The following is a 19,592-nucleotide window of genomic DNA, read 5'->3' on the forward strand; positions in this document are numbered from 1 at the left end:
GGCGCGGCGCTGTCCGCGGACTCCGTGCTCGACACCCTGCGCGCGCAGTTACCCGCCTACATGGTGCCCGCGCATATCGTCGTGCTGGCGGACATGCCGCTGACCACCGTCGGAAAACTCGACCGCGCGGCGCTGCCCGCAGTCGAATTCACCGGCGCCGCAGTGGAATTCCGCGCGCCGCGTGAGGGCGTCGAGTCGGTGCTCGCGACCCTGATCACCGACCTGATCGGCGGTGCGCGGCTCGGTGCGGACGACGACTTCTTCGCCAGGGGCGGCAACTCGCTGCTGGCCATGCGCCTGGTGGCCCGCGCCAACGCCACCTTCGGCGCGACCCTCACCGTCCGTGAGGTGTTCGAAGCGCCGACGGTGGCCGAACTGGCCGCGCGCGTCGCGCGCTCGGCGCGGCTCGGCGGCGGGACCGACCGGCCCGCGCTGACCCCGAAGGACCGCCCGGTGCGGATTCCGCTGTCGCTGGCCCAGACCCGGATGTGGCTGCTGAACCGGATGGATCCGGAGTCCGCCGTCTACAACATCCCCCTCACCATTCGCCTGACCGGCGCGCTGGACGAGGCGGCGCTGCGCGCCGCGCTGCACGACCTCGTCGAACGGCACGAGTCGCTGCGGACGACGTTCCCCGCCGACGCCGCCGGTCCGATGCAGGTCGTTTCGGACGATGTCCCCGCCGGTCTGGACGTCGCCGCCGTCACCGAGGCGGATCTGCGTGCCGCGATCCTGCACCGCGCCGCGGCGGGCTTCGATCTGCGGAGCGAACTGCCTTGGCGGGCAACCCTGTTCCGGGTCGACCCCGAGGACCACGTGCTGGCCTTCGTGGTGCACCACATCGCCGCCGACGGCGTCTCCACGGCTCCACTGGCGCGGGACCTGATGACCGCCTACACCGCCCGCGTCGCCGAAGAGCCGCCGCGCTGGACGCCACTGCCGGTGCAGTACGCCGACTTCACGCTCTGGCAGCACGAACTGCTGGGTTCCGCCGACGACCCGAAGTCCCTGCTGGCCGCGCAGCTCGCGCACTGGCGGTCCGAGCTGGACCGCCTCGCGCCGGTGCTCGACCTGCCCGCCGACCGCCCGCGTCCACCGGTGGCGTCCGGGCGGGGCGCGACGGTCGAGTTCGCGGTGCCCGCCGAGCTCACCGGCGCCATCACCGAACTCGCGCGGCGGCACGGTGTTTCGACCTTCATGGTGCTGCACGCCGCCTACGCGACGCTGCTGGCGCGGCTGGCGCGCACCGACGACATCGCGATCGGCACCCCGGTCGCGGGCCGGTCCGAGGAAGCCCTCTACGAGCTGGTCGGCATGTTCGTCAACACCCTGGTGCTGCGCACGGCGGTCCGGGGTGCGGACACCTTCGCCGAACTGCTGCGTGCGGTGCGCGCGGTCGACGTGCGCGCCTTCGCCCATGCCGACCTGCCGTTCGAGCGTCTGGTCGATGAGCTGAATCCGGTGCGTTCCCAGGCGCATTCGCCGATCGTGCAGACCCTGCTCACCTTCGAGCACCGCGAGGACACGGTGCTGCGGCTGCCCGGCCTGGAAGTCTCGGCCTACCCGCTGGACAATCGGGTCGCCCAGTTCGACCTGGCGCTGGAGATCGGCGAATACGGCACCGAGACGGGCACCGCGCTGCGTGGCCTGCTGCGGTATGCGACCGACCTGTTCGATCACGCCACCATCGAGGGCTTCGGCGCCCGCTTCCTACGGGTCCTGCGCGCCGTGACCGCCGACGCCGGCATCCGGGTCGGCGATATCGAACTGCTGGACGCCGCCGAACGCGCACTGGTCCTGCGACATTGGAACGAGACCGCGCACCCGATCGACCCGGCCGCGACGCTGGCGTCGATGTATCAGGCCCAGGCCGCCCGGACGCCGGACGCGGTCGCGGTGCGCTTCGAGGACGCGGGGTCGAGTGACCTCGCCACGCTGACCTATGCGGAGTTCGACGCGCGGGTGAATCGCCTCGCCCGGCACCTGATCGATCTCGGCGTCGGTCCGAATACCCTGGTGGCGCTGGGCATGCGGCGCTCGGTGGAGCTGGTTGTGGCCATGTACGCCACGGTCGTCGCCGGTGGTGCGTACGTGCCGCTGGACCCCGACCATCCGGCCGACCGGACGCGCTATGTCCTCGACACCGCGCAACCGGTGTGCGTACTCACCACCACCCGGGACGGCCTCGCGGGCCTGGCGATCGACGAGCTGGACCTGTCCGGCCATTCGGCCGCGCCCGTGACGGCCGTTGAACGTCGTGGCACGCTGCGGGCCGCCGACACCGCCTACGTCCTGTTCACCTCCGGTTCGACCGGCCGGCCGAAGGGCGTGGCGATCTCGCACGCGGCGATCGTCAACCGGCTGATGTGGATGCAGGACCGCTATGTCCTGCGCCCCGACGACGTCGTCCTGCAGAAGACCCCGGCCACCTTCGACGTGTCGGTGTGGGAGTTCTTCTGGCCCTTGCAGATCGGCGCGCGCCTGGTCGTGGCCCGGCCGGACGGCCATCGGGATCCGGCGTACCTGTCCCGGTTGATCGCCGCCGAGCAGGTCACGACGGTCCACTTCGTGCCGTCGCTGCTGGCGGTGTTCACCGGCGCGATCACCGAGTCGGCGCACCCCGCGCTGCGCCGTGTCTTCGCCTCCGGCGAGGCGCTGCCCGCCGCTGTCGCGCAGCGGGCCCGCCGGCTCACCGGCGCCCGGGTGCACAATCTGTACGGGCCGACCGAGGCGGCCGTGGACGTCACCTTCCACGAGGTGACCGCGGCGGACACGGTGTCGGTCCCGATCGGGCGGCCGGTGTTCAACACCGCACTGCTGGTGCTGGATTCGCGCCTGCGACCGGTCCCCGCCGGGGTTCCGGGTGAGTTGTACCTGGCGGGTGCGCAATTGGCGCTGGGCTACGTGGCCCGACCGGATCTGACGGCGGACCGCTTCGTCGCCAACCCCTACGGCGCGTCCGGCGCGCGAATGTATCGCACCGGTGATCTCGTCGCCTGGAATCCCGATGGCGCCCTGGAGTATCTGGGCCGCACCGACTTCCAGGTGAAGCTGCGCGGCCTGCGCATCGAACTCGGCGAGATCGAATCCGTGCTCGCGGTCGTGGACGGCGTCGGCCAGGTGGCGGTCCGGCTGCGGGGCGACCAGCTGGTCGCCTATCTCACCGGCGCGGACGGCGTGACCGACCGGGCCCGGCACGCGGCGCGCGCCGCACTGCCGGGCTATATGGTGCCCACCGCGTTCGTGGTGCTCGACGCGTTCCCGCTGAACGCGTCCGGCAAGCTCGACGAGCGTGCGCTGCCGCAACCGGTCTTCGAGTCCGCGGCCTTCCGCGCACCCGGGAGCGCCACCGAGGAACTCGTCGCCGGAATCTTCGGCGACCTGCTCGGCCGCGACGGAATCGGCGCGGACGACGATTTCTTCGCCCTCGGCGGCAATTCGCTGATCGCCACCCAGGTCGCGGCGCGGCTCGGCGCGGAACTGGCCGCCGAGGTGCCGCTGCGGCTGCTGTTCGACGCGCCGACCGTCGCCGGTCTCGCCGCCGGCGCCGACCGGCTCAGCGGCACCGGCGCCCGCCCGCCGCTCACGGTGCGGGAGCGCCCGGAGCTGATCCCGCTGTCCCCCGCGCAGCGGCGCATGTGGTTCCTGAACCGTTTCGACCCGGCCGACACCGTCAACAACATTCCGGTCGCCCTGCGGCTCACCGGGCCGCTGGACCCGGCCGCGCTCACCGCCGCCGTCGCCGACGTGATCGGACGGCACGAGTCGCTGCGCACCGTGTATCCGGAGCGTGCGGGCATCGGCTACCAGCGCGTCCTGGCGCCGGACGCGGTGCCGCCGCTGATGGTCGTCCCCGCGGCGGCGCACACCGCGGCCGCGGCGCTGGCGGAGTTCGCCGCCCAGCCCTTCGACGTGACCGCGGCCGTGCCCGTGCGGGTCGGCCTGGTGCGGCTGACCGAGCGCGACCACCTGCTCGCGCTCGTGGTCCACCACATCGCCGCCGACGGTTTCTCGCTGGGCCCGCTCGCCCGCGACATCGCCGTCGCCTACGCCGCCCGGCTCGCCGGCCGAGCGCCCGGCTGGACCGAACTGCCCGTGCAGTACGCGGATTACGCGCTGTGGCAACGCGACCTGCTGGGCCTCGAGGCCGACCCGGAATCGGTGTCGGCCCGCCAGCTCCGCTACTGGCAGCGCACCCTGAGCGGCCTGCCCGCGCAACTGGACCTGCCCGCCGATCGCCCGCGACCGGCCCTGGCCACTCATGCCGCGGACAGCGTCGGCGTGCGCCTGGACGAGGCGGTGCTGCGCGGTATCGAGGCGGTCGCCGCGCGATTCGACGCGACGCCGTTCATGGTGGTGCACGCCGCGCTGGCCACCCTGCTGGCCCGGCTGTCCGGCACCACCGACATCGTGATCGGCGCACCGCTGGCGGGCCGCGGCGAGGCCGCGCTCGACGAGTTGGTGGGCATGTTCGTCAACACCCTGGTGCTGCGCGCCGAGGTGCCCGGCTCCGACAGCTTCGCCGCGGTGCTGCGCCGCGTGCGCGAACGCGACCTGGATGCCTTCGCCCACGCCGATGTGCCGTTCGAACGGCTGGTGGAGGTGCTCGACCCGCCGCGCTCGGAGGCCAGGCATCCGCTGTTCCAGGTGGCGCTGTTCTTCCAGAATCTGGGCGCGGTCGCCGTCGAGCTGGACGGGCTCACCGTCGCGGCGCACGACTTCGACTACCGCACCACGCGTTTCGATCTCCAGCTGACCGTGGCCGGCGATCTGCTCCGCTTCGACTACGCCACCGACCTGTTCGACGCGGCCACCGTCGCGACCATGGCCGCGCGCTTCACCCGCCTGCTGGCCGCGGTCATCGCCGATCCGCACCAGATCACCGGCGACATCGATCTGTTCGACACGGGTGAACTGGACCGGGTCGTGGCGGGCTGGAACGATTCCGCGCACACCGCCTACGTCGCCGAACTGCTGCTCGACGAGTTCGAGGCGCAGGCCGCGGCCACGCCGTTCGATCCCGCGCTGCGCTACGTCCCCGAGGACGGGGCGGTCACCGTGCTGACCTACGGCGAGCTGGATCGGCGCTCGAACCAGCTGGCCCGGCATCTGATCGGACTCGGCGTGGGCCCGGAGTCGCTGGTGGCCTTGGCGATTCGCCGCAGCACCGATCTCGTCGTCGCGATGTACGCCGTGCTGAAGGCCGGCGGCGCCTACGTGCCGATCGATCCGGACCACCCCGCCCAGCGCATCGCGCACATCCTGGCCACCGCGCGGCCGGCCGTGCTGCTCACCAGGGCGGGGGACCGGGCCGAATTCGGCTACGCGGGAGCCGTACTGGCGGTCGACACCCTCGAATTGCACGGTTACGCCGACGATCCCGTCGCGGCGCACGAGCGCACCGCGCCGCTGCATCCGCAGCACCCGGCCTATGTGCTGTTCACCTCCGGCTCGACCGGAAAGCCCAAGGGCGTCAGCGTCTCCCACGCCGCGATCGTCAACCAGATGACCTGGATGCAGGCCGAGTACCGCTTCGGCGCCGGCGATGTGTACCTGCAGAAGACCGCGACCACCTTCGACGTCTCGCTCTGGGGCTACTTCCTGCCCCTGCGCGTCGGCGCGAGCCTGGTGCTGGCGACCCCCGACGGGCATCGCGATCCCGGCTACCTGGCCGAGGTGATCGAGGCGCACGGCGTCACCGTGACCGATTTCGTGCCGTCGATGCTCAGCGTCTTCGCCGGGCAACTCGGCGCCGCCGGGACGCGCGCCGGGCTGGCGACGCTGCGCACGGTCTTCGTCATCGGCGAGGCGCTTCCGGCCGAGACGGTGCGCGCCTTCGGCGCGGTGAGCCGGGCGCGGCTGCACAACCTGTACGGGCCGACCGAGGCGGCGGTGAGCATCACCTACCGCGAGGTGACCGGCGAGATCGACCGCACCGTCATGCCGATCGGCAACCCGGAGTGGAACAGCAGGGTCTACGTGCTGGATTCGCGCCTGCGGCCGACCCTGCCCGGTGTGGCGGGGGAGTTGTACCTGGCCGGAACGCAGCTCGCGCGCGGCTACCACGGCCGGGCCGACCTGACCTCGGATCGTTTCGTGGCCAATCCCTTCGGTGCGCCCGGCGAGCGCATGTACCGCACCGGCGATCTGGTGCGCTGGGAACTGGTGGCGGGTGGTCCGGGCGCGGAGCTGGTGTATCTGGGCCGCACCGACTTCCAGGTGAAGTTCCGCGGTCAGCGCATCGAGCTGGGCGAGATCGAAGCCGTGCTCGCCGCCGTGCCGGGCGTCGCCCAGGCCGCGGCCTCGGTGGTCGGCGATCATCTGGCCGGGTACGTCCTGCCGGTGACGCCGGGTGGCGCGCCGGCGCTCGCGGACGAGGTGCGGGCCGCGGCCGCGGCCGCCCTGCCGTCCTACATGCTGCCCTCGGTGGTGCTGGTCCTGGAGACCTTCCCGCTCAACGCCGCCGGGAAGCTGGATCGGAAGGCGTTGCCGGAACCGGTCTTCGACAGCGTGGCCTACCGTGCACCGGAGACCGCCGCCGAGCAGGCCGTCGCCGAGACCTTCGCCGAGGTCCTGGGGCTGGCGCTGGTCGGCGCGGACGACAGCTTCTTCGAGCTGGGCGGCAACTCGCTCAGCGCGACCAAGGTGCTGGCCCGCCTGAGCGAACGACTGGACCGGCGGATCCCGGTGCGGGCGCTGTTCGAAGCGCCTGTGGTGCACCGGCTGGCCGAGCGCCTGGACAGCGCGGGCGTCGCCGAGCGACTACCCGGGCCGACCGCGGGTCCGCGCCCGGAGCTCGTCCCGCTCGCGCCGGTCCAGCGCGGCATGTGGCTGGCCAACCGGCTCGACCCGGACTCGGCCGTGCACAACATTCCCGCGGCCCTGCGCATCGAAGGCGCGCTGGACACGGTCGAATTGGCGGCGGCCTTCGCCGATGTCATTGCCCGGCACGAGGTCTTGCGGACGCGGTATCCCGTGGGCCCGGACGGCCTCGGCCACCAGGTGATCCTCCCCGCCGACCCGTCGCCGGTGCCGCTGCCGGTGGAATCGGTGACCGATCTGCACCCCCGGATCAGCGCCTTCGCCGGCGCAGGCTTCGACGTCACCGCCGAGGTGCCCGTGCGCGCGGTGCTGCTGCGTGAGCACGGCACCAGCCACGTGCTGGTGGTGGTGCTGCACCACCTCGCCGCCGACGGCTATTCGCTGACGCCGCTGCTGGGTGACCTGCTGGCGGCCTACCTGGGCCGGGTGCTGGGCGCCGCCCCGCTGTGGCGTCCGCTGCCGGTGCAGTACGCCGACTACGCGCTGTGGCAGCACGACATCGCGGAAGCGACTGCCGCCGAACAGCTCTCGTACTGGCGGCGGACGCTGCGTGACTTGCCCGAGGAACTCGCCCTGCCCGCGGATCGCCCGCGCCCGGCGGTCGCGAGCAAACGCGGCGGCACCGTGCGGGCTCGGGTCGGCGGCGGCGTCGGCGCCCGGATCCGCGACCTGGCCGCCCGGCACGGCGCGACGCCGTTCATGGTGGTGCACGCGGCCCTCGCGGTGCTGCTGTCGCGGCTGTCGGGGTCGCCGGACATCGCCATCGGCACTCCGGTCGCCGGACGCGGCTCGGCCGCGCTCGACGACCTGGTCGGCATGTTCGTCAACACCCTGGTGCTGCGGACCCGGCCGGTCGCCGAGCAGTCCTTCGCCGAGTCGATCGCCGCCACCCGGGCGACGGACCTGGCGGCCTTCGCCCACGCCGCCGTGCCGTTCGAGCGCGTCGTCGAGGAACTCGGCGTGGCACCGTCCCCGGCCCGGCATCCGCTGTTCACCGTGGCGCTGAGCTATGCGAACACCGGCGCCGGGTCGGCCGCGCTACCCGGTCTGGAGTTGTCCGCGGTCGAATTCGACGAGTCCGTCGCCCGTTTCGACCTGCAGTTCACCGTCGCCGCCGAGCTCGACGCCGACGGCCACCTCGGCATCGAACTCGATTACGCGAGCGACCTGTTCGACCCGGGCACCGCCGCCGGGCTGCTGCGCCGCTTCGGCCGGCTGCTCGGCGCGCTGACCGCGGACCCGGCGGCGCCGATCGGCGCCGCCGACCTGCTGGCACCCGCCGAGCGCGCCGCCCTGCTCGCGCGGCGGGGCAAGCCGGGAATCCCGGCGCAGACGCTGGCCGCCGTGATCGCCGGGGCCGTGGCACGGAATCCGCACGGCGCCGCGGTGCTGTACGGCGGTCTGCGGCTGTCCTATCGGGCACTGGACGAGCAGTCCTCCCGCTTGGCCCGGCTGCTGATCGATCGCGGCGTCGGCCCGGAAGACATTGTCGCTCTCGCTATTCCCCGCTCGCCGGAGTCGGTGCTCGCGGTGTGGGCGGTCGCCAAGACCGGTGCCGCCTTCGTGCCCGTGGATCCGACCTATCCGGCCGAGCGCATCGCGCACATGCTCACCGATTCCGGTGCGGCGCTGGGACTGACGGTGCGCGGCACCGCCGAGACCCTGCCCGCGCACACCGACTGGCTGGTGCTGGACGCCCCCGCCGTCGCGGCGCGGATGCGGCACTTCGCCGCCGGGCCGGTGCGGTCCGAGGAACTGACGCGCCCGCAGCGCCCGCAGCATCCGGCGTGGATGATCTACACCTCCGGGTCCACCGGCACGCCGAAGGGCGTGCTGGCCACCCACGCCGGCATCGCCGGTGTCGCTGTCGCACAGCGTGATCGGTACTCGGTCACGGCCGGATCCCGCGTCCTGCACGTCGCCTCGCCGAGCTTCGACGCGTCCATGCTCGAACTGCTGCTCGCGCTGGCCGCGGGCGCGGCGCTGGTGGTGGCGCCCGCCGGGATCTACGGCGGCGCGGAATTGACCGCGCTGCTGCGGGATCAGCACGTCACCCATGCCTTCCTCACGCCCGCGGTGCTGCAGACGCTGGATCCGGCGCAGCTGCCCGAACTGGCGCAGCTGACGGTCGGCGGCGAAGCCTACGGCCCGGATCTGGTGCGGCGCTGGGCGATCGGCCGGCAGTTCTACAACACCTACGGTCCGACCGAGACCACCATCATCACCACGATCAGCGCGCCCAAGCGGCCCGGGGAGCCGCTGGATCTCGGCACCCCGATCCACGGCATGTCGGCGGTGCTGCTGGACCGGCGGTTGCAGCCGGTGCCGGCGGGCGTGACCGGCGAGCTGTATCTGCGCGGACCCGGTCTGGCCCGGGGATACCATGCGCGACCGGCACTTTCGGCGGGGCGCTTCGTCGCCGACCCGTTCGTGCCGGGCGGCCGGTTGTATCGCACCGGCGACCTCGCGCGCTGGACCGGCGCCGGGGCGATCCAGTACGTCGGCCGGGCCGATCAGCAGGTGAAGGTGCGCGGCCTGCGCATCGAACTCGGCGAGATCGACGCCGTGCTCACCGCCCACGAGTCGGTCGAGTTCGCCGCCACCGTCGGGCACGCCGAGGGCGGCGCCACCGTGCTGGTCTCCTACGTCGTCGCGGCGCCGGGGCGGGTCGTCGACAGCGGCGAACTGGCCGCCTTCGCGGGCCGCTCCCTCGCGGCCTACATGGTGCCCGCCGCGATCATGGTGCTCGACACGATCCCGCTGACCCCGGTCGGCAAGCTGGATCGCACGGCCCTGCCCGCGCCGGTGTTCCGGACCACGGAGTTCCGCGCGCCCGAGACAGCCGCCGAACAGGCGGTGGCTCGGGCCATCGCCGAGGTCCTCGGCTGCGCCGACCCGATCGGGCGCGACGACGACTTCTTCGCGCGCGGCGGAAACTCGCTCACCGCAACCCAATTGGCCGCTCGACTGGGTGAGGCGCGCGCGGTGACCGTCGGCGTCCGCACCATTTTCGAGCATCCGACCGTGTCGGCCCTGGCCGCCGCCCTCGGCGATATCCCGGACGCCGCACCGGCGCGGCCCCGGCTCACCAGGCACACCGGCAGCGGACCGATCCCCTTGTCCCTGGCCCAGCAGCGGATGTGGTTCCTCAACCGCCTGGACCGCCAATCCACCGCCTACAACATCCCCCTGGCCGTCCGCCTGACGGGCGACCTCGATATCGCCGCCTTGAACGCCGCGATCGCCGACGTGATCGAAAGGCACGAGGTCCTGCGCACCTACTACCCCCAGCAGGACTCCGGCCCTGTCCAGATTGTCCTGCCTGTCACCACGGCCCCGATCCCGCGGCTCGCGCCGGTGCCCACCCGAGCCGAGGACCTCCCTACGGCCATCGCCGATTTCGTCGCGGCGGGGTTCGACGTCACCGAGGCCGTCCCCCTCCGGGCCCGACTCTTCGCGGCGGTCGCCGAAACCCGCGACGAGGTGGATCCACTGGACACCCGGGGCGAGCCGAGCACTTCCGGCGGTTTCGCGGACTCGGCGCAGGCAGACGCCGCCCCGAGCCCCGGACCGGCAATCGCCGTAGCGGAATCGACGCGGCCCCGACCGTCGGAGGCAGGGGACGGCAGGCCGGGTGAACTCGGCACGCCCGCCGGTACCGCCGATATCGGCCGACGCTGGCAGGCCGTGGTCGCGGGCATGCCCGCCGTGCGCGGCGCGGCCGGCCGCTCGGCTCGCGGTGAGCAGACCGACGAGGTGCATCCTGCGGGTCGCGCGGAGCGGGACTCGGCCGCTGTGCCGCCCGCCGCCCGCGAGCACGTGCTGGTCGTGGTGCTGCATCACATCGCGGCGGACGGCTCGTCCCTGGTGCCGCTGGCCCGTGACGTGATGCTCGCCTACGCCGCTCGCAAGGACGGTCGCGCTCCGGAGTGGACTCCGCTGCCGGTGCAGTACGGCGACTACAGCAGGTGGCAGCGGGAGCGGCTGGGCTCGGAGACCGAGCCGGATTCGGTGGCCGCGCGGCAGGTGGCGTTCTGGACCGACACCCTGGCCGGGCTGCCCGCACAGCTGAACCTGCCCGCCGATCGGCCCCGGCCACCGGTCGTGTCCACCCGTGGCCGCCACGTCGACTTCGCCATCGAGCCCGCGCTGCACGCCCGGCTCCAGGAGGTCGGCCGCGAGACCGGGGCCACGCTGTTCATGGTGCTGCACGCGGCCTTCGCCGTGCTGCTGTCACGGCTCTCGGGTACCGCGGACATCGCGGTCGGCACCCCGGTGGCCGGGCGCGGCGCGGCCGATCTCGACGATCTGGTCGGCATGTTCGTCAACACCCTGGTGTTGCGCACCGAGGTCGCCGCCACCGACGGTTTCGACGCGCTGCTGCGCCGCGTCCGCGACGGCGACCTGGCCGCGTTCTCGCACGCCGACATCCCCTTCGAGCGCCTGGTGGAGGTGCTGAATCCGGAGCGCTCCACCGCCCGGCACCCGCTGTTCCAGGTCGGGTTCTCCTTCCACAATCAGGCCGAGGCCGACTTCGAGCTGGCCGGATTGCAGGTCGCCGCGGTCGATTTCGACTCCGGCGTCGCCCAGTTCGATCTGCACCTGGTGATCACCGACCGCTACGACGACGCGGGCGCGCCGGCGGGCATGGCCGCCACGCTCACCTACGCCACCGCCCTGTTCGACGAATCGACGGTGGCGGGCTTCGCGGGCCGGCTGCACCGGCTGCTCGCGGCGCTGTGCGCGAATCCACGGACGCCGGTCGGCGATCTGCCGCTGCTGGACGCCGCCGAATCCGAGCGGGTGCTCAGCACCTGGAACCGGGCCGGGCGCGACTGCGCACCGGGCACGCTGGACGCCGGGTTCCGCGCGCAAGCGGCCCGCACGCCGACGGCGGTCGCGGTCGACGACGGTGTGCTGCTGCTGACCTACGCCGAGCTCGCGGCCGAGGTCAACCGGCTGGCGCGGGTGCTCATCGCGCGCGGCATCGGACCGGATGTCCCGGTGGCACTGGCGATTCCGCGCAGCGTCGATCTGCTCGTCGCGATGTACGCGGTGGTGGCGGCCGGCGGGGCCTACGTGCCGCTGGATCCCGCGCATCCGCTGGATCGCACGGTGCGGGTGCTCGAGGCCGCCGATCCGGCGCTGGTGCTGGTCTCCGGACGGCAGCCGATGCTGCCGCACGAGGTCTCGCGACACGAACTGCTGCTGGACATCTCGACCGTGTCCGAGCATCTCGACGCCCGCCCGGTCACCGACCGCGACCGCCCGGTCGCGCTGCGCCCGGAGCACACCGCCTACGTCATCTTCACCTCCGGCTCCACGGGACTGCCCAAGGGCGTGGCCGTGACCCATGCCGCGGTCACCCACCAGCTGGAGTGGATGCAGTCCGAATACCGTTTGGACACGGCCGATTCGGTGTTGCTGATGACCTCGGCGGCCTTCGACCTGTCGGTCTGGGAGTTCTGGTGGGCGCTGCGCACCGGCGCCCACGTGGTACTGGCTCCGCAAGGGGCGCAACGGGATCCGGCCGCGCTGCTGGAGCTGGTGCGGGAGGCCGAGGTGTCCACCCTCACGCTGGTGCCGTCGCTGCTGGCGATGCTGGCCGAGGTGTCCGGCGCGGCGCGACTACCCGGCTCGCTGCGGCGGCTGCTGGTCATCGGCGAACCGCTGCCCGCCGCGACGGTGCGGCGGCTGGCCCCGCTGACCGACGCCCGCCTGGACAATCTGTACGGGCCGACCGAAGCCGCCGTCTCGGTGACCCGGTACCGCACCGGGTCCGCCACCGGCTCGATCGTGCCGATCGGCACCGTCGAGGACGGCAACCAGGTCTATGTCCTGGACGACCGCCTGCACCCGGTGCCGGTGGGCGTCACCGGTGAGCTGTACCTCGGTGGCGCGCAACTGGCCCGCGGCTACCACGGTCGCGCCGACCTGAGCGCGGAGAGGTTCGTGGCCAACCCCTTCGGCGCCGCGGGCACCCGGCTGTACCGCACCGGCGACATGGTGCGCTGGGCGGCCGACGGCAACCTCGAGTACGTCGAGCGCCGCGACTTCCAGGTCAAGGTGCGCGGCTACCGGATCGAGCTCGCCGAGATCGAGCACGCGCTGCGTTCGCGGCCCGGTATCGGCGAGGCCTTCGTGGTGGCGCATCGCTCCGGCACCGACAATGCCGTACTGGCAGGCTATTTCACCGCCGCCGAGCCGATCGATCCGGCCGCCCTGCGCTCGGCGCTGGCCGAGGCACTGCCCAGCTACATGGTCCCGCAGGTGCTGCTGCGCCTGGACGCGCTGCCGCTGACCGCGAACGGGAAGGTGGACCGGCGGGCCCTGCCGCGCCCGGAGCCGGGCAACCGCGAATACCGCGCGCCCGCTACGGAACTCGAACAGACGATCTGCGCGGCCTTCGCGGAGGTGCTCGAAGTCGAGTCGATCGGCCTGGACGACAACTTCTTCGAACGCGGCGGCAACTCGCTGCTCGCCACCCGGCTCGCGGTGCGACTGAGTACCGCACTGGCCGAGGACGTTCCGATCCTCTGGCTGTTCTCCGCGCCGACCCCGGCCCTGCTGCTGGCGCAGGTGACCCTCGCGCGCTCCGGCCACGGCCGGCTCGACGCGGACGCCGCCTTCGACGTTCTGCTGCCGCTGCGGCCGGGCGGCACGAAGGAGCCGGTGTTCTGTCTGCATCCGGCGGGCGGCGTCGCCTGGTCCTTCGCGGGCCTGGCCGCACATCTGGATCCGGAGCGCGGCCTCTACGGGCTCCAGTCGCCGGTGCTCAATTCGACCGCCGCCCTGCCGGATTCGATCGAGGAGTGGGCGAGCCGCTACGTCCGGGAGATCCGCGCGGTGCAACCGGAGGGGCCGTACCACCTGCTGGGCTGGTCGCTCGGCGGAGTGCTGGCGCACGCCGTCGCGATCCAGTTGCAGGACGACGGCCGACATGTCGCGCTGCTGGCCATGATGGACAGCCCGCGCCTCGGCACGGTCGACGCCGCGGCGGCGGTCCCGGTCGCGGACCTGCTCGGCGGCCTGCTGGGCGATCAGGCCGACGAGGCCGATCTGGACCTGACGCGGCTCCCGGCCCGGCTCGCCGAACTGCCGGAGCCCTTCGCCTCCTTCGGCGCGGACCGCCTCACCCGGCTGGTCGAGGCGGGCGCGCACGCGCTGACGCTGATCACCCGCTACCGGCCGCGCCGCTACAAGGGTGATCTCGTCTATTTCACCGCGGCCCTCGATGATCCGAGCGGCGCCACCGGGGCGGCCGGGTGGTCCGACGCCGTCGACGGCACCGTGCACAACCACGCCGTGCAGGCCACGCACTGGCGCATGACCTCCGGATCCGCACTGTCCCGGATCGGTCACGTCCTGACCACGCTGTGGTCCACCGGCGCCTGAAAGCTCCCACCCAGGAAGGCAATCGCCATGACCAACCCGTTCGACGACCCGCACGCCCAGTTCTACGTCCTGATCAACGACGAGGGCGAGCACTCGCTGTGGCCCGTCTTCGCGGCGGTTCCCACCGGATGGCGCGTCGCGCACGGCGCGACCACCCGCACCGCCTGCCTGGACTACGTCGAATCGCACTGGCTCGACATGCGCCCGAATTCGCTGATCGCCGCCATGCGCTCCGAGACCACCTGAATGGCGGGGCGCGCCGGCCCACATCCCCTTGCCAACCGGCGCGCCCCGCACCCCGGCACGGTCGCGTTCAGCCCGCAGGCCGCCCGAACAGGATGACCTGCATGAGCCGGATCACGCGGGGGCGGTTGGAGATCGGATTGTCCGGGCCCAGCCATTGACCGAGGTCGACGACCAGCGCGAGCGCGGCGTGCACCAGCACCCGGGCCTCGGCGGTGGTCAACTCCGGCCGCACGCCGACCACCAGCTTGGCCCACTCCTCGACGTTGAGCCGCTGGATATTGCGCAGCATCGTGCGCTCCTCGGCGGGGACGTTGCTGATCTCGGCGTAGTAGACGAAGGTCAGTTCCCGCTCCTCGAAGGAGCCGGTCACATAGAGCTCGATCAGCGCGGTGAGCGCCTGCTCCGGCCCGTCGGAGGCGGCGATGGCCGGGCCGATCGCCGCCGAAACCCGGTCCGCCGCACGGCGGAACGCCGCCGCGAGGATGTCGCCCTTGCCGCGATAGAACCGGTACACCGCGGAGGAGGCGGGCAGGCCCGCCGCGGTGGCGATGTCCTCGACGCTGACGTTGGGATAGCCGCGTTCGTGGAAGAGTTCGATTGCGCGCTTGAGCAGCAGTTCGTGTTTGAAGGTCAGCGGAACCTCGGTGCTGCCCCCGGGTTCCGGCCGGTCGGCCAGCGGCGGCAGGTCCGTCTCGAAGACCGCTGCGCAGGCCGCGCGCAGCAGGTTGGTGAGCGAGCGAGCGGGCACCGAGACGTGGTGATCGGAGATGCTGCCGATCACGCTGAGCGCGGCGGTGGCCAGCACCGCGCGGTCGGCGCCGTCCAGTCCGGAGCGGGTCCGGGCGAGCAGGTCGCCGAGCACGGCGTAGGTCCGGGCCAGGTGCTCGATCAGGACGCGGTAGTCCTCGGGCTCCAGGTACCGGCTCTGCCAGCGCAGCAGCGCCGCGCTGCGGCGGTTGCTGATCGACTTCGCGATCAGCGCGTCCACGATGTGCCCGAGTTGCTCGGCCGGCGCTGCCGCCGCGAGTTCCGGCGGCAGCCGCACGGCTTCGGCGCTGAGCGCGCTCAGCCGCAGCGCCTCCTCCCGGAACAGCGCGTATTTGCTGGGATAGTGCCGGTAGAGCGCGGTGGAGGTGATGTCGAGGCGGGAGGCGATGTCCTCCATGCTGACGCCGTGATACCCGAGCGACCCGAAGGCCTCCGCGGACGCGGCCGCGATCTGGGCCCGCCGATCCCTGGGTCTGCGGCGCACCCGGGGCGCCTCACCTTCGCGCGCGGCGCGGCGATTGTCGGCAGTCATCCCGCGATGCTATCGCACGAGTGCGTTCGGAATCGAGCGTTACAAGAATGCGTGAACGTGGCCTTCAGCACGGAGTCTAACAAAAAGTCTGCAAAGAATGCCGGTTAACATTGACAGTCGGGCGAAGTTAGTTTCCGGGCCGCCCGAACAGCACCGATTCCATCAGCGCGCAGACCCGCGCGGGCCCGGCGAAGGGCTCCGCGTCGAACGCCCGCCCCAGATCCACCACGAGCGCGAACGCCGCGTGGATCAGGAAGCGCGCCTCGGCGGCCGCCAGCTCGGGCCGCACCTCGCGCAGCAGTCGCGCCCACTCCTCGACGCTGAGCCGCTGGATATTGCGCAGCACGGTGCGATCCTCCGGCGGGACGTGCTGGAACTCGGTGTAGTAGACGAAGGTCAGATCCCGCTCGGCGAACGAGCCCGTCACGTAGTGGCCGATCAGCGCCCGCAGTGCGGCCTCCGGGCCGTCGGCCGCGGCCACCGCGGGGCCGATCGCGCCGGAGACGCGCTCGGCGGCGCGGCGGAACGCCGCCGAGAGCAGATCGGACTTGCCGCGATAGAAGCGGTACACCGCCGAGGCGGCGGAAAGCCCCGCGGCGGTGGCGATGTCCTCCACGCTGACATTCGGGTAGCCGCGCTCGTGGAACAGCTCCACCGCCTTGCGCAGCAGCAGTTCGTGCTTGAACGACTCCGGGATCTCGGCGGCGACCAGCGGTTCGGTGACCTCGGCGGGCGGAAGCTCGGTCGCGGCGACCGTCGCGCAGGCCGAACTCAGCAGGCGCGCGAGCTGTTTGGCGGGCAGGGTTGCGTGATGGTCGGCGATGCTGGTGATGGTGCTGAGCAGCGCGACGCGCAGGACCCGGCGATCGTCCTCGGCCAGACCCGGTCGCAGCGCGGCCAATTCGCCGCCGAGCGCGTCGAGCACCTCCGATTGCAGGCCGGCCAGGATCTGCTGATCCTGCGGCTCCAGATAGCGGCCCTCCCAGCGCACCAGGGTGACGCTGGCCCGGTTCTCGATGGTCGAGCCGATGAGCGCGTCGACGACCAGGCGCAGGCGTTCCTCGGCCGTGGCCTGCGCGGCGTCCTCGGGCAGGCGCACCGAGGCGGACATGGCGTTGCCGACACGCAGTAGTTCCTCGCGGAACAGCGCGTACTTGCTCGGATAGTGCCGGTACAGCGCGGCCGAGCTGATGCCGAGCCCGGAGGCGATGTCCTCCATGCTCACGCCGTGATAACCCAGCGAACCGAACGCGGCGGCCGAGGCCGCGGCGATCTGCGCGCGCCGATTCTTCGGCCGGCGCCGGATCTCGCGAGGTGCCGGGTCGCCGCTGACCGCCTTGCGCGCCGTACGGCGATTGTCGACACTCATGCCGCACATGGTATCGGCCTGCTCCCGGCGGTGATTTGCCCAGGTCGACGAGCACGGCTCGACAACGTTCGCCTTGCTAACATTGCGTCTCGCTCATTCGTTAAGGACCTGATGTGCAGAAGCTCTTCATCGTCACCGCGGTGGCCGCCACGGCCCTGAGCCTGACCGCCTGCGGTGGCGATATCGCGACCGCCGCACCCGCATCCTCCGAGGCTCCGCTCCCGGTCGCGCCGTCTGCCGCCCTCGACCCGGCCGCGGTCATCATGATCGACCCCGACGGCGACGTCTGGAACCGCCCGCGCACCGTCCGCGAAGCCCGCCGCCTCGCCGAATCCGTCCGTGAGGCCGGCACCCGGCTGCCCGCCAACTTCTGTGAGCAGGGCTTCATCGAGGGGCTCGAGGGCGGCGGCCGCTTCCCGTCCGGCAAACAGGCCTGGCTCGACGCCTGCGACGAAGGCGTCCGGCAGGCGGGTTAGGGGCGGCGCTGCCCGCCGTACCAGTCCAGCAGATCCGGGTTGTCGACGGCGCTGCGCTCGACGACGCGGGCCGGGTCGGCGCCCTGAAAGAGTTTCTTGATCGGGACCTCGAGCTTCTTGCCGGTGCGGGTGTGCGGGATGCCCGGGGCGAGGATAATGTCGTCGGGCACGTGCCGCGGGGACACTTCGGCGCGAATGGTGCTGTTGATCCGGCTCTTCAGCTCCTCGGTGAGTTCGGTCCCCGCCGTCAGGGTGACGAACAGCGGCATCCAATATCCGCCGTCGGGCTGCTCGGCGCCGATGACCAGGGCCTCGGTGATCTCGGGCAGTCGCTCGACGGCCTGGTAGATGTCGGCGCTGCCCATGCGGATGCCGTGGCGGTTCAGCGTGGAGTCGGAGCGCCCGTGCACCACGACGCTGCCGTGGCCGGTGATCTCGATCCAGTCGCCGTGCCGCCAGACGCCGGGGAACATGTCGAAATAGGCGTCGCGGTAACGACTTCCGTCCGGATCGTTCCAGAACCGGATCGGCATGGAGGGCATCGGCCGGGTGATCACCAGCTCGCCGACCTCGCCGCGCACCGGTTTCCCGTCGGGATCGTAGGCGTCCAGCGCGGCGCCCAGGAACGGCGCGGACAGCTCACCCGGCCACACCGGCACGGTGCGGACGCCGCCGATGAACGCCGACACCACGTCGGTGCCGCCGCTGATCGACGACACCTGCACGTGGTCACCGATATTCGAGCCGAGCCAGAGCGCGCTGGCGGGCGGCAGCGCGGAGCCGGTGATGCCGACGGTGCGCAGCGCCGTCAGATCGTGCTCGGCGCGCGGCACCGCGCCCGCCTTGATGCAGGCGAGTACGTAGCCGGGACTGGTGCCCAGCACGGTGGCGCGAACCTCGGCGGCCATGCGCCACAGCGCGTCCGGGGCCGGATGGGTCGGGCTGCCGTCGTAGGTGACGATGGTGGCGCCCACCAGCAGCCCGGCGACCTGGAAGTTCCACATCATCCAGCTCGGGCTGGTGTACCAGAAGAATGTGTCTTCCGGCCCGATATCGGATTGCAGCGCAACGGCTTTGAGATGTTCGAGCACGACGCCGCCGTGGCTGTGCACGATGCCCTTCGGCAATCCGGTGGTGCCGGAGGAGAACACGATCCACAGCGGGTGATCGAAATCGACCGCCTCGGTCTCGATGACGGCGGCGTCGTTACCGGTGTCGGCGACCGCGTCGGCCCACGGCACGGCGTCGGGCACCTCGAGCCCCAGGCGGGAGACGGCGATGGTCGCGCGCAGCGAGCCCAATCCGGCTTGCAGCGCGGCGATGTCCTCGCGTTTGTCGTGCGCCTTGCCGCCGAATCGGTAGCCGTCGGCGGTGATCAGCACCACCGGCTCCAGCTGGCCGAGCCGGTCCAGGGCGGCCTTGGCGGAGTAATCCTGCCCGCAGGCGCTCCACACCGCTCCCAGGGCGGCGGTCGCCAGGAAGGCGATCACCGCCTCCGGAACGTTCGGCAGGTATCCCGCCACCCGGTCACCCGGGCGCACACCGAGTTCACGTAGGCTGCGCGCGAAAGCGGCGGTGTGATCGATCAATTCGACCCAGGACACCTCGCGCGGCTCGGCGTCCTCGGTGAGTGCGACGATGGCGGGCCGGTCGGTGCGGAACTGCCGCACGATCTGATCGGTGTAGTTCAGCTTGGTACCCGGAAACCACTGCGCGCCCGGCATGTCCGGGGCGACGAGCACCTCGCCGTCGATCTCGCCGAGCTCGAAGTAGTCCCACAGCGCGTGCCAGAACCCGGGCAGATCGTCGACGGACCACTGCCACAGCGCCCGGTAGTCCGGCGCCTGGAACCCGGTCCGGGCCCGCACGAACCCGGCGAAGTCCGTGATCCGGGCGTCGGCGATGTCGCGCTCGGTGGGCACCCACTGGGGGGTGGCGGGCGGTTCGGCCGACGGGGTGGGTGGGCGCTGTGGTTCCATCGCAA

At 72.1% G+C, this 19,592-nt stretch carries 6 protein-coding genes (1 of these 6 running past the window's edge); 3 read left to right on the forward strand and 3 right to left on the reverse strand.

Annotated features, from left to right (window positions below):
• Together AB0I43_RS14290 and AB0I43_RS14295 are read left to right on the forward strand one after the other, a co-directional pair.
• Window positions 1-14,217, forward strand: the 3' portion of a protein-coding gene (locus tag AB0I43_RS14290) for a non-ribosomal peptide synthase/polyketide synthase (protein WP_357432117.1). It extends 11,289 nt beyond the left edge of the window; only the last 14,217 of its 25,506 coding nucleotides appear in the window; its start codon lies off the left edge, out of view; its stop codon occupies window positions 14,215-14,217.
• Between the two features lie 27 nt (window positions 14,218-14,244).
• Window positions 14,245-14,463 carry an MbtH family protein gene (locus AB0I43_RS14295; RefSeq protein ID WP_356973483.1) on the forward strand — a complete coding sequence of 73 codons (219 nt, stop codon included), beginning with the start codon at window positions 14,245-14,247 and terminating at the stop codon, window positions 14,461-14,463.
• 67 nt (window positions 14,464-14,530) lie between these two features.
• Here the strand turns inward: AB0I43_RS14295 and AB0I43_RS14300 are convergent, their stop codons facing one another.
• Both AB0I43_RS14300 and AB0I43_RS14305 read right to left on the reverse strand, forming a co-directional pair.
• Entirely contained in the window at window positions 14,531-15,763 is a 1,233-nt protein-coding gene (locus AB0I43_RS14300; protein ID WP_356973482.1) for a TetR/AcrR family transcriptional regulator, read from the reverse strand.
• 127 nt (window positions 15,764-15,890) lie between these two features.
• Window positions 15,891-17,132 (reverse strand): TetR family transcriptional regulator, encoded by a 1,242-nt coding sequence (locus AB0I43_RS14305; protein ID WP_357432119.1) that lies wholly within the window; start codon window positions 17,130-17,132, stop codon window positions 15,891-15,893.
• Between the two features lie 113 nt (window positions 17,133-17,245).
• On the opposite strand from AB0I43_RS14305, the gene AB0I43_RS14310 reads away from it, so the two are divergent.
• Window positions 17,246-17,608 (forward strand): hypothetical protein, encoded by a 363-nt coding sequence (locus tag AB0I43_RS14310; protein ID WP_357432121.1) that lies wholly within the window; start codon window positions 17,246-17,248, stop codon window positions 17,606-17,608.
• On the opposite strand, the gene AB0I43_RS14315 is transcribed toward AB0I43_RS14310, so the two are convergent.
• Window positions 17,605-19,587 carry an acetoacetate--CoA ligase gene (locus tag AB0I43_RS14315; protein WP_357432123.1) on the reverse strand — a complete coding sequence of 661 codons (1,983 nt, stop codon included), beginning with the start codon at window positions 19,585-19,587 and terminating at the stop codon, window positions 17,605-17,607. The genes AB0I43_RS14310 and AB0I43_RS14315 overlap by 4 nt on opposite strands.
• Window positions 19,588-19,592: the final 5 nt, after the last annotated feature.

It is taken from the genome of Nocardia sp. NPDC050435 (assembly GCF_040655395.1).
GTDB lineage: Bacteria > Actinomycetota > Actinomycetes > Mycobacteriales > Mycobacteriaceae > Nocardia.

Coding starts and splice junctions, on each gene's coding strand:
- AB0I43_RS14295 (WP_356973483.1), top strand. CDS start 14,245: ATGACCAACCCGTTCGACGACCCGCACGCCCAGTTCTACGTCCTGATC.
- AB0I43_RS14315 (WP_357432123.1), bottom strand. CDS start 19,587: ATGGAACCACAGCGCCCACCCACCCCGTCGGCCGAACCGCCCGCCACC.
- AB0I43_RS14300 (WP_356973482.1), bottom strand. CDS start 15,763: ATGACTGCCGACAATCGCCGCGCCGCGCGCGAAGGTGAGGCGCCCCGG.
- AB0I43_RS14305 (WP_357432119.1), bottom strand. CDS start 17,132: ATGAGTGTCGACAATCGCCGTACGGCGCGCAAGGCGGTCAGCGGCGAC.